Annotated in this window: 14 protein-coding genes; 7 read left to right on the top strand and 7 right to left on the bottom strand. The window is 71.1% G+C overall.

The window, feature by feature from the left end; genetic code table 11:
• The 3 genes from QM633_RS06125 to rarD all read left to right on the top strand — a co-directional run.
• Nucleotides 1-1,231, top strand: a 1,231-nt coding sequence (locus tag QM633_RS06125) for a DUF5915 domain-containing protein (RefSeq protein ID WP_415152847.1), incomplete at its 5' end; no start/stop codon positions are given.
• Complete coding sequence (locus tag QM633_RS06130) at nucleotides 1,231-1,893, top strand: alpha/beta fold hydrolase (RefSeq protein WP_415152848.1); 663 nt, start codon at nucleotides 1,231-1,233, stop codon at nucleotides 1,891-1,893. The genes QM633_RS06125 and QM633_RS06130, both read left to right, overlap by 1 nt.
• A gap of 67 nt (nucleotides 1,894-1,960) precedes the next feature.
• Entirely contained in the window at nucleotides 1,961-2,893 is a 933-nt protein-coding gene (gene rarD, locus QM633_RS06135) for an EamA family transporter RarD (RefSeq protein ID WP_415152849.1), read from the top strand.
• A gap of 16 nt (nucleotides 2,894-2,909) precedes the next feature.
• Here rarD and QM633_RS06140 read toward each other — a convergent pair whose 3' ends face one another.
• A complete protein-coding gene (locus QM633_RS06140) occupies nucleotides 2,910-3,317 on the bottom strand; it encodes a VOC family protein (protein ID WP_415152850.1) in 408 nt (135 codons plus the stop codon).
• Nucleotides 3,318-3,376: 59 nt separating this feature from the next.
• On the opposite strand from QM633_RS06140, the gene QM633_RS06145 reads away from it, so the two are divergent.
• The gene (locus QM633_RS06145) at nucleotides 3,377-4,042 is read left to right on the top strand and encodes a TetR/AcrR family transcriptional regulator (protein WP_415152851.1); all 666 of its coding nucleotides are present in this window, start codon (nucleotides 3,377-3,379) and stop codon (nucleotides 4,040-4,042) included.
• Here the strand turns inward: QM633_RS06145 and QM633_RS06150 are convergent.
• From QM633_RS06150 to QM633_RS06160, 3 genes are read right to left on the bottom strand one after another with little or no spacing between them, the layout of a single operon-like run.
• Nucleotides 4,023-4,982 (bottom strand): Gfo/Idh/MocA family protein, encoded by a 960-nt coding sequence (locus QM633_RS06150; RefSeq protein ID WP_415152852.1) that lies wholly within the window; start codon nucleotides 4,980-4,982, stop codon nucleotides 4,023-4,025. The two genes, QM633_RS06145 and QM633_RS06150, sit on opposite strands and share 20 nt — an antisense overlap.
• Complete coding sequence (locus QM633_RS06155) at nucleotides 4,979-5,314, bottom strand: hypothetical protein (protein WP_415152853.1); 336 nt, start codon at nucleotides 5,312-5,314, stop codon at nucleotides 4,979-4,981. The genes QM633_RS06150 and QM633_RS06155 overlap by 4 nt, the downstream gene beginning before the upstream one ends.
• 19 nt (nucleotides 5,315-5,333) lie before the next feature.
• Entirely contained in the window at nucleotides 5,334-5,657 is a 324-nt protein-coding gene (locus tag QM633_RS06160; protein WP_415152854.1) for a hypothetical protein, read from the bottom strand.
• 494 nt (nucleotides 5,658-6,151) lie between these two features.
• Between QM633_RS06160 and QM633_RS06165 the strand changes: the two genes are divergently transcribed.
• From QM633_RS06165 to QM633_RS06175, 3 genes are all read left to right on the top strand, one after another.
• The gene (locus QM633_RS06165) at nucleotides 6,152-7,417 is read left to right on the top strand and encodes an aspartate kinase (RefSeq protein WP_415152855.1); all 1,266 of its coding nucleotides are present in this window, start codon (nucleotides 6,152-6,154) and stop codon (nucleotides 7,415-7,417) included.
• A gap of 207 nt (nucleotides 7,418-7,624) precedes the next feature.
• Complete coding sequence (locus QM633_RS06170; RefSeq protein WP_415152856.1) at nucleotides 7,625-7,918, top strand: type II toxin-antitoxin system VapB family antitoxin; 294 nt, start codon at nucleotides 7,625-7,627, stop codon at nucleotides 7,916-7,918.
• Between the two features lie 39 nt (nucleotides 7,919-7,957).
• Entirely contained in the window at nucleotides 7,958-8,536 is a 579-nt protein-coding gene (locus QM633_RS06175; RefSeq protein ID WP_415152857.1) for a LytR C-terminal domain-containing protein, read from the top strand.
• Nucleotides 8,537-8,620: 84 nt separating this feature from the next.
• Here the strand turns inward: QM633_RS06175 and QM633_RS06180 are convergent, their stop codons facing one another.
• From QM633_RS06180 to QM633_RS06190, 3 genes are all read right to left on the bottom strand, one after another.
• Nucleotides 8,621-10,099, bottom strand: a complete 1,479-nt coding sequence (locus tag QM633_RS06180) for a potassium/proton antiporter (protein WP_415152858.1) — start codon at nucleotides 10,097-10,099, stop codon at nucleotides 8,621-8,623.
• Nucleotides 10,100-10,260: 161 nt separating this feature from the next.
• Nucleotides 10,261-10,656, bottom strand: a complete 396-nt coding sequence (gene dhaM, locus QM633_RS06185) for a dihydroxyacetone kinase phosphoryl donor subunit DhaM (RefSeq protein ID WP_415152859.1) — start codon at nucleotides 10,654-10,656, stop codon at nucleotides 10,261-10,263.
• The coding region (locus tag QM633_RS06190; protein WP_415152860.1) for a DAK2 domain-containing protein at nucleotides 10,653-10,872 on the bottom strand (220 nt) is incomplete at its 5' end. The genes QM633_RS06190 and dhaM, both read right to left, overlap by 4 nt.

The following is a 10,872-nucleotide window of genomic DNA, read 5'->3' on the forward strand; positions in this document are numbered from 1 at the left end:
CCTCAACACGGTGTCGTTCCAGAGCCTGTACGCCCGGGCCAACGGCTGGTCCCCCGCCCGACCCGGGGTGGTCCGAGTTGGGGACGGGTATAAACTCCGTCCGCGGACCGAGTCAGGAACCGTCCCCGACTCGGTCCACGTGCTCGACCGGTGGCTGGTGAGCGCCCGCAACGTGCTCGTGCGGCAGGTCACCGACGCGCTGGAGGACTTCGACACCCAGCGGGCGGGCGCACTGCTGGCGAGCTTCGTCGACGACCTGTCGAACTGGTACGTGCGACGCTCGCGCCGGCGGTTCTGGGACGGGGACCCGGGCGCCCTGCAGACGCTGCACGACACCATCGACGTCGTCACCCGGCTGATGGCGCCCCTGGTGCCGTTCCTCACCGAGCGGGTGTGGCAGGACCTGGTCGTGACCACCGACCCCGGCGCGCCGGTGTCCGTGCACCTGGCCGAGTGGCCCGTCGCCGACCCGATGGCGATCGACGAGCGGCTCGACGAGGCCATGCAGCTGACCCGCCGGATCGTCGAGCTCGGACGTTCGGCCCGCAGCGAGGCGAAGGTGAAGACGCGCCAGCCGTTGCGGCGCGCGCTGATCCCTTCCGGCGCCTTCGCCCTGCTGGACGCCGACCTGCGCGCGGAGGTGATGGCGGAGCTGAACGTCGAACGGGTGGAGTCGTTCGCGTCCGCCGGCGACCTCGTGGACCACTCGGCGAAGGGCAACTTCCGGGCGCTCGGCAAGCGGTTCGGCAAGCAGACACCGCTGGTGGCGGGCGCGATCGCGTCCGCGGACGCGGCGGTGCTGGCCGCCGACCTGGCCACCCACGGCAGGGCGTACGTGCTGGTCACCGAGATCGGGGAGGTGGAGGTGTCCCCGGAGGAGGTGATCGTGTCCGAGCGCCCACGCGAGGGCTGGTCGGTCGTGAACGAGCAGGGCGAGACGGTCGCGCTCGACCTCGAGCTCACCCCCGAACTGATCCGGGCCGGCGTGGCGCGGGAGTTCATCCGGGCCGTTCAGGACGCGCGCAAGGCGTCCGGCTTCGAGGTGTCCGACCGGATCCGGCTGGCCTGGTCGGCATCCGACCCCGACACGGCCGACGCGCTGCGCACGCACGCCACCCTGATCGGCGACGAAGTACTGGCCGTGGACGTCGCCGAGTCCGACGCCGCCGAAGGATTCTCCGACGACGACCTGGGCTTCCGGTTCTCCGTCGCGAAGGTGGCGACGGCCTGATGGCCGCGCGCCCGACACCGGTCGTCTTCCTGCACTCCGCCGGGCTGACGCCACAGATGTGGCAGAGCCAGGTGGAGGCGGTGGCGACCCTGCTGCAGCCCGAGGACGGCACCGACGTGCGGGCGATCGCGCCGTGGCTGGCCGGGCTGCGTCCGGGCCGGCCGGGCGAGCTGTCGCTCAACCTCGCCGCGGCGGAGGTGGTCAGTACCCTCGACCGCTACGGCATGGACAGCGCGCGTCTGGTCGGCCACCAGCTCGGCGCGATGGTGGCGCTCGAGGTCGCCGCCGCCGAGCCCGAACGGGTGGCGGGGCTCGTCCTCTCCGGGGCGTTCGCCACCCCGGGAAAGGTCGCCCTCGCCCTGCAGAAGTCCCTGATCAGGGTGATGCCGAACCGGGCGCTGGCCGACTCCGGGGCGACGAAGGAGGACCTGGTCCGGGCGCTCGACCTGATGGCGAGCGCCGACTTCGGCTCCCACCTGAAGGAGATCACGGTGCCCGTGCTGGTCGTGGCCGGTGCCGCCGACCCTGGCCTGCCCGCGGCGCGGCAGCTGGCGTCCCAACTCCCGAACGCCCGCCTGGAGGAACTGGCGGGCGCAGGGGCGAACCCGAGTCTGGAGGCGCCGGACGCCTACAACCGCCTCCTGGTCGACTTCCTCTCCTGACGCCGGCCCCGTCTCGGCCGGCTCCCGGGGGCATCGTGACCGGCAACAGCTGGCATAGGGTGTCCGGGTGCCAGATCAGGAGCGCTCTCCGCTCGACCAGAAGGGGTTGCTCCTCGCCTTCTCGGCCTACCTGCTCTGGGGTGCGTTCCCGCTCTACTTCGAGCTGCTCTCCCCGGCCGGCTCGTTCGAGATCATCGGCCACCGCATCCTGTGGACCTTCCTGTTCTGCGCGGTCGGCATCGCGGTCCGGCGCGAGTGGGTGCACCTGCGCGAGGTCATGGCCAACCGGAAGCTCTTCTGGGGGCTCACCGGCGCCGGCGTCCTCGTCTCCGCCAACTGGACGATCTACGTGTGGGGCGTGCTGAACGACCACATCGTCGACGCGGCCCTCGGCTACTTCATCAACCCGCTGGTGACGGTCACGCTGGCCGTGCTCGTGTTGAAGGAGAAACTGCGCGCCGCCCAGAAGGTGGCGGTCGGGATCGGCCTGGTGGCCGTGGTCGTGATCGCGCTCGGCTACGGGCAGGTGCCGTGGGTGGCGCTGTCCCTGGCCGCGACCTTCGGCCTCTACGGACTGGTGAAGAAGCAGGTGGGCGGCATCGTCTCGCCGCTGGCCGGCCTCACCATCGAGACCACGTTGCTGGCCCCGGTTGCGCTGGTGTTCCTCGGCTGGCTGCAGGTCACCGGGGCCGGCCACTACCTCTCCGAGGGGCCCGGCCTGACGATCGGGCTGACACTCGCCGGGGTGGTGACGGCGATCCCGCTGCTGCTGTTCGCGGCGGCGTCCAGCCGGATCCCGCTGAGCATGATGGGGCTGATCCAGTACCTGACGCCGGTGATCCAGTTCTCGATCGGGGTGTGGCTGAACCACGAGGTGATGCCGACGCCGCGGTGGATCGGCTTCGGGCTGGTCTGGGTGGCGCTGGTGGTGCTCACCGTCGACAGCCTGCGGGCCGCGCGCGGGCGCGACCTCGTGATCGAGCCCGAGGTGATGGACTGACCCGCGGGCCCGAGGGTCACGACGCCGAGATGTTGAACATCCACTCCAGGCCGTACTTGTCCTTCAGGATGCCGTAGGTGTCACCCCACACCTGCTTCTCCAGCGGCATTCCCACCGAGCCGTCGGCCGCGAGGGCGTCGAACCAGCCGCCGAGGGTCTGCGCGTCGTCGCCCATCAGGGCCAGGTAGATCCGCGTCCCGCCCCAGCTGGTCTCGGCGCCCGGCATGGCGTCCGAAGCCATCAGCGTGAAGTGGTCGGTGATCAGCTGGCTGTGCATGACGCCGTCGGCGGGCATTCCCTCCATGCCGAACTCCCCGAACGTGGAGATCTCCAACTTCCCTCCGAAGACCCCCTGGTAGTAGGCCATCGCCTCGCCGGTCGTTCCGGAGGGGAAGTTGGCATAGGCGATGAGTGAGAGCGACATGATTCTCCTCCAGTGTTGACATCGTTCACATCGAGATGTTGACACCGTACACTTCCCGCATGGGGTCGACAACGGGCGGTACGCGCAGTTACCACCACGGCGACCTCCGTCCCGCCCTCCTCCAGGCGGGATACGAGCTTGCCCGGGAGGGCGGGCCCGCCGCCGTCACGCTGCGCGCGGCCACCCGCAGGGCGGGGGTGACCGCGACGGCCGCGTACCGGCATTTCGCCTCCCACGAGGACCTGCTGCGCGCGGTCGGCGCCCGCGCGCTCGGAGACCTCGCCCGTTCGATGGAGGCCCACCAGGCCGCGGTGAGCACCACCGATCCGGCAGAGCGAGCCCGGCAGCGCCTGATCGCGGTCGGGGACGGCTACCTTGCGCTCGCCCTGGACGAGCCCGGCGTCTTCGGCACCGCGATGTTCGGGCTCCGCACCCTGGCGGACGCCCGGGAACCCGACTCCGCCGGCGACAGCGGCCGCACGCCCTACGAACTCCTCATCGACGCGATCGACGACGTCGCGACGCAGGGACGCATCGACCCCACGCGGGTCGAGGAGATCGCCGTCACCTGCTGGTCCACCGTCCACGGCTTCGCCGACCTCGCCACCCGCGGCCCGTTCCGCGACCTCCCGCGCGGGACACGGGACGAGATCGGGCACCGTCTCGTACGCGACCTCGTGGACACCCTGCCGGCGCCACCCGGGGTCAGCGGCCGAGCTGGCTGAGCACCTCGGCCATCACCTGCTGGACGGCGAGGGTGTCGGCGAGCGGCATCACCGGGCTCTCCGTCGCACCGGCTGCCAGGCACTCGCAGACATGGGCGAGCTCGTGGCTGTAGCCGGTACCGGTGCGGGGGAACGCGCGCTCCTCGGCCGGCTCGCCGAGCAGGTGGACGGACAGCTCCTCGGCCCGGTGGAAGCGCGGCTTCACCTCCACCCAGCCCTTGGTTCCGGCGACGACCTGGCGTCCCGGCCCCGGTGCGGTGAAGCCGATCGCCTGGGTCGAGTAGCGGCCGTCCGGCCAGCCGAGCAGGATTCCTGCCTCCGCCTCGACGCCGTTGCCGAACAGGCCGCCGACGGCGTGAACGACCTCAGGTGTGCCGAGGAACTGCTGGGCGAAGGAGATGACGTAGACGCCGAGGTCGAGCACGGCGCCCCCGCCGAGGGTGGGGTCGAACAGACGGTCGGACGGGTCGAACTCGCGGAAGGCCAGCAGGTCGCCGTACACGGCACGGACCTCGCCGAGCGCGCCGGAGGCCACCAGCCCGCGCAGGTGGGCGATCGCCGGCAGGAACCGCGTCCACATCGCCTCCATCACGAAGACGTTCCGCGCCCTGGCGGCGTCGATGATCGCTGCCGTGTCCTCGACCGTCGTGGTGAACGACTTCTCGACCAACAGCGCCTTGCCCGCCTCGATCGCCGCCAGTGCCAACTCGGTGTGCTGCGCGTGCGGGGTGGCCAGATAGATCGCGTCCACATCGGCGGCGAACAGGTCGTCGTAGCTGCCGAACGCGTACGGGATGCCGTACCGGTCGGCGAACAGCTGCGCCCGGTCGGCGGACCGCGAACCGACCGCCACCAGCTCGGCGTCCGGGACGTGGGCGAACTCGCCCGCCATCGTCGCGGCGATCCGGCCCGGGCCGGCGATCCCCCAACGAACGGTCATCGGAGTTCCTCCTGGTCGGGCGGTCGCGGGACGGGCGGGACGGCGCGGGCGAGCCGCTGCCTGCGCAGGTCGTGTCGGATGTGGTTGAGCACGAACCCGGCCACCACCGCGAGGACCACGGTCGGCACGATCGAGAGATGGCCGAAGACCACGAGGACGACCGCGATCACCCAGACCAGGCCGTGCAGCCGCCCGGCGAGCCTCTCGAGGGTGCCCGGCGGTTCCGTCGGCCCGGGTACCGGAACGAGCTGGCCACCGGACGTCGGCTGCTCCCCGAAGACGGGCTGCTGCCAGTGCTGTTCGGGTTCCCAGGTCGGAGGCGTGCTGGTCACGCCTTCATCGTAGGACGGCTCAACGCAGGTCGGGCACCGCCTGCAGCCGCATCATGCGGAGCTGCCAGAGCCGTCGGCGCAGGATCCCGCCCACCACGATCGCCAGGACGAGCGGCCCGACCCAGCTGCCGGTCAGGATCGCGATCACCAGCGCGACCGGCCACAGCAGCCGCCGGATCGTCGACAGCGTCTGCTCCTCCTGGGTGGGCGGCGCGGCCAGCACCCGGGCGCCCGCGCCGGGAGCGGCCTGGGCACCCGTGAGTACGGCGCCGGTCACCGGCGGCTCGGCGGGGTCGAAGGTCGGCTGTTCCCAGCGCTGCTCCTCGGTGCGGTCTGCGGTCATGCACCAAGGCTAGGTCGCCGGCAGGGACCGTCCAATGGGGTGGAGCCCGTAGGCGTCCCTGAGTCGTGGCGACCCGGCAGCAACTGCCGCACCGGCCCGAGTCCATCGACACCTGGACCGAGTGGGGACGGTTCCCGACTCGGTCCATGGGAGCCACGTGGTCCGAGAAGGGGACGGTTCCTCACTCGGACCACCGCCACCCGACCTCAGGCCCGATGGACCGAGAAGAGAACCGTCCCCACTCGGTCCAGGGCCTCGGTCCACGACCTCGGTCCGGGGGCTCGGTCCGGGGCCTCGGTCCATGGGAGCCAGGCCACGTGGTCCGAGAAGGGGACGGTTCCTCACTCGGACCACCCCACCCGACCTCAGGCCCGATGGACCGAGTCGGGAACCGTCCCCACTCGGTCCGGGGGCGAGTCGTCTCGGTCGACGTCGGCGCTCCCGGTCCGTGAGTCCGTTCGCCGTCCGCGGCCGGACTCTGGCAGAGTGGAACGGTGCGGGTGGTTCAGAAGTTCGGCGGCTCCTCCGTGGCGGACGCCGAGAGCATCAAGCGGGTGGCGCGGCGCATCGTCGCGGCGCAGGCCGAGGGCAACGAGGTCGTCGTCGTGATCTCCGCGATGGGCGACACGACCGACGAGCTGATGGACCTGGCCCTCCAGGTGTCTCCGGAGCCCCGTCCGCGGGAGCTCGACATGCTGCTCACGGCCGGTGAGCGGATGAGCGCCGCCCTGCTGGCCATGGCGATCAACGACCTCGGCGCGACCGCGCGCTCCTTCACCGGCTCCCAGGCCGGGGTGATCACGACAGGGACGCACGGCAACGCCCGGATCATCGACATCACCCCGGGGCGGATCGTGAACGCGCTGGCCGAGGGCGACGTGGTGATCGTGGCCGGCTTCCAGGGCGTGTCACAGACCACCAAGGACGTCACCACGCTGGGCCGCGGCGCGTCCGACACCACGGCGGTCGCGCTGGCCGCCGCCCTGGACGCGGCGTACTGCGAGATCTACTCCGACGTGGACGGGGTGTTCACCGCCGACCCGCGGATCGTGCCGGGGGCGAAGCAGATCCCGCAGATCGGCTACGAGGACATGCTGGAACTGGCGGCCAACGGCGCCAAGATCCTGCACCTGCGCTGCGTCGAGTACGCCCGCCGCGAGCACGTCCCTGTGCACGTGCGCTCGTCCTTCTCGGACAAGCAGGGCACCTGGGTGAAGGACATCGACTACGAGGGGACGGGCATGGAGCAGCCGCTCATCGAAGGCATTGCGCACGACCGCAGCGAGGCCAAGATCACCATCGTCGGGGTGCCGGACCGGGTCGGCGAGGCCGCCGACATCTTCACGGTGATCGCGGACGCGGATGTGAACATCGACATGATCGTGCAGAACGTGTCCCGCGAGCACGAACAGGCCACCGACATCTCCTTCACCCTCGCCCAGGCCGACGGCGCGCGCGCGATCGCCGCACTGAAGGCCGCGCGCGAACGGATCGGCTTCGCCGACGTCATCTACGACGACAAGGTCGGCAAGGTGTCCGTCGTGGGTGTCGGCATGCGTTCGCACCCCGGCGTCACCGCGCGCTTCTTCCGCGCCCTCGCGGCGGCCGACGTCAACATCGGCATGATCTCCACCTCAGAGATCCGGATCTCCGTCGTGGTCGACATCGACGACGTCGACCGCGCCGTCCGCGCCGGCCACACCGCCTTCGGGCTGGACGCCGAGGGCGAGGCGATCGTCTACGCCGGCACCGGCCGGTAGCGCAGTCCCTGATCGCCGTCGTTCCCAGCCACGACCTGCCCGGCGCCGAGCCGGGGCGCCCACAGTCGCGCGTCGTCCTGGACCTCCGCCCTCCCACTCACCGGGGGACGCGACGGCCCGAACGTGATTCGACCGGCGCAGGGCCGGTTGGTCAGTGCCGTTCGCCAGGCCGGCGGTCGGCCAGTGGGCGTCCCGTAGACTCGGGGCGTGATCTTCAAGCGCGTGGGCGACTCCCGTCCGTACCCCGAGCACGGCTACGTGCAGAAGCAGTGGGCGGCGATCGCCCCCCAGCAGGTGCGGCTGGACGAGCTCGTCACGACCAAGCGCACCCTCGATCTGGAGGCGCTGCTGGAAGAGGACTCGACCTTCTACGGCGACCTGTTCGCCCACGTCGTGAGGTACAACGGGGAGCTGTACCTGGAAGACGGGCTGCACCGCGCGTTGCGCGCCGCCCTCCAGCAGCGCCAGACCATGCACGCCCGCATTCTCGAGCTGGCGTAGGCTGGGTCGGGTTCGTCGCCACCAAGGAGAGGAGTGCCGGTGCGGAAGGTGATCCGGGTCCTGAAGACCCCGGTGACGCTGCTGCTGCTGCTGGCCATCCTCGGCTACGGCGCGTACTGGGGCTACCAGCAGGTCACGGTCGACACCACCCGGCCGGAGACCGCCTGCGTCATGCAGGACGTGGGGAATGAACTCTCCTCCGACAGGATCTCCGTCCGCGTGCTCAACGGCGGCGAACAGGGCGGCGCAGCGAAAACGACCCGGTTCGCCCTGCTGAGCTGGGGCTACCACATCGTCTCGTACAACAACTCCGACCGTGACGTCGACCAGGTCACGATTGTCGGCAACGCCGCCGACGATCCCGAGGTGAAGCTTGTCGCGCAGGCTTTCAAGGCGCCGGTGGTCACCGAGGGCGACGGTCGGGTCGATCACGTCGTGGACGTGATCCTGCCGACCCGGTTCGGCATGGTCGACAAGATTCCGACCAGCATCCCCGTCGACGGCCCGGTCTGCCTGCCCGCGATCACAGCGGCATCGTCCGCCTCCGCGAGCCCGGACGGCACGTCGACCGCCTCCTCGTCCTCGAGCCCCACGGCGACGTCGACCAAGAAGAAGTAGCCCCCGCGCCCGGCATCCGTCCTCGCCTCGCCGGCACGAGATCCCCGACAACCGGCCCAAGGGGACGGTTCTTCTCGGGCGGGTTCAGCGGGCCCAGCCACCCAGGCGGCCGCCGGAAGAGATGCTGCGCAGCCGGGACTCGACCTTGCGGCGGTCCGTGCCGTTGGTGACGATCAGCAGGTCGTCGCCGACCCGGACGATCTGCTCGGGCTTGGGCGTGAACGGCTCGTTGTCGCGGACGATCAGCGAGACCACCGAGTTCTTCGGCAGCCGCAGCTCGCGGATCGTCACGCCGTGCAGGCGGGAACCGTCCGGGACGTGCACCTGCATCATGTCGGCCTTGATGGTGTCGAGCGGGGCGAACTCGATCTCGACGTCGGTCGCGTCCTGCCCGGTACTCACCTCCAGCAGCTTCGCCACCCACGGCAGGGTCGGCGACTGGAGCAGCGTGAACACCACGACGAACGCGAACACCATGTCGAACAGCTCGCTCGCCCTCGGCGCCCCGGCGGCGAGCGGCACGGTGGCCATGATGATCGGGACGGCGCCGCGCAGGCCCGCCCACGAGATGAACGCCTGCTCCCGCCACGGCACCCGGAACCATGCCAGGCAGACCACGACCGACAGCGGACGCGCGACAAAGGTCAGCACCGCCCCCGCGACGACCCCGGCCAGCACGGACGGCCCGGACACGTCCACCGGGTCTGCCAGCATGCCCAGCATCACGAACAGGCCGATCTGGGCGATCCAGCCGATGCCCTCGGCGAACGACCGGGTGGCGTGCCGGTGCGGCAGCTCGCCGTTGCCCAGCACCAGCGCGGTGACGTAGACCGCGGCGAATCCCGACAGGTGCAGCCAGCTGCCCAGACCGTAGGCGAGGACGGCCCAGCCGAGCGCGGCCAGCGGGTACAGACCGGACGCGGGCAGCGCGATCCGCCGCATCGCCTGCACGGCCAGCCAGCCGATCGCCACCCCGAGCACGACGCCGCCGATCAGCTCCAGGATCACCAGCGCCACCATCCACACCGGGCCGCCCTCGACGCCCTGGCCGAGCGACCAGCTCGTGGCCGTGGCGACCAGCAGCACGATCGGGGCGTCGTTGAGACCCGACTCGGCCTCGATCGTCGCGCGCAGCTTCGCCGGCAGCGGGACGCGTCTCAGCACGGAGAAGATCGCGGCCGCGTCCGTGGGCGAGGTGATCGCGCCGAGCAGGACGGAGGTCGCCCAGTCCAGGCCGAGCAGGTAGTGCGCGAACGCGCCGACCACGGCGACAGAGATTCCGACGCCCACGGTGGCGAGCAGGACCGCGCCCGGCAGCGCACCCTTGATCTCCACCCAGCGGGTCGTGAAACCGCCCTCGGCCAGGATCAGGACGAGGGCGGCGAAGCCGAGCGAGTGGGCGAGGCTCGCGTCGTGGAAGTCCAGACCGAGCTCCCCGACGAGGACGCCGAGGCCGAGGAAGAGCAGCAGCGACGGCAGCCCGAGCCGGGTGCCCAGACGGGCCGCGCCGATGGAGACGAGCAGGACGACCGAACCCAGCAACATCACCTGGTCCAGTTCCACGCGGCCCCCTTTTCCGGGATTCTAGACGTCGGGTCTCCCCGGACGGACCAGCGGTGTTGTTTCCGGACCGTGACGCAATCCGGCCGCTCGAGGCGGCAGATGGGGCGTGGGAGCGCCCTCTCGCCACCTTGAGCGGCCGGATCGCGACACTGCCTGTCGACCTACCCCTGCGAGAACAGCTCCCTGGCCTTGCCGGCGGCGACGACGGCGTCGAGGTCGCCACCCACCTGAGCGGTCACGGCGGCGGCCACGGCCCCCTCGACGAGCGGACCGTCGGCGAACTTCACGTGCGCCGCCTCGTCGTCGTCGAGGAAGTCGAGGACCGACTCCACCGTCATGGTCGCCGAGCCGAGGTCGGTCAGGATCGCGACATCGTGACCGGCCTCGCGCAGCTCGGTCACGGCCTCGCTGACCTTGTCGAACGAGGTCCCGATCCGGCCGTCTTCGGTGCCGCCGGCCGGCCGGATGGTGACGTCCTTCGCCATCTGGGAGGCCAGCTCCACCACTCCCTCGGCCAGCTTCACCGAGTGCGACACGATCACCAGGGCGACGCTCACACTGCCTCCGCCGCGTCAGCGGCCGCGCCGAGGATGTACGCGGTCGAGGTGGCTCCCGGATCCTGGTGGCCGATCGACCGCTCGCCCAGATAGGACGCGCGGCCCTTGGTCGCCTGCAGCGGAATCGTGTCCTCCGCGCCCTTGGCCGCCGCGTCCGCCGCCGCCCGCAAGGTCGCCGCAGGGCTCGCCCCGCCGTCGGCCGCGGCCTTCGCGGCC

Source organism: Propionicimonas sp. (genome assembly GCF_047606205.1).
GTDB lineage: Bacteria > Actinomycetota > Actinomycetes > Propionibacteriales > Propionibacteriaceae > Propionicimonas.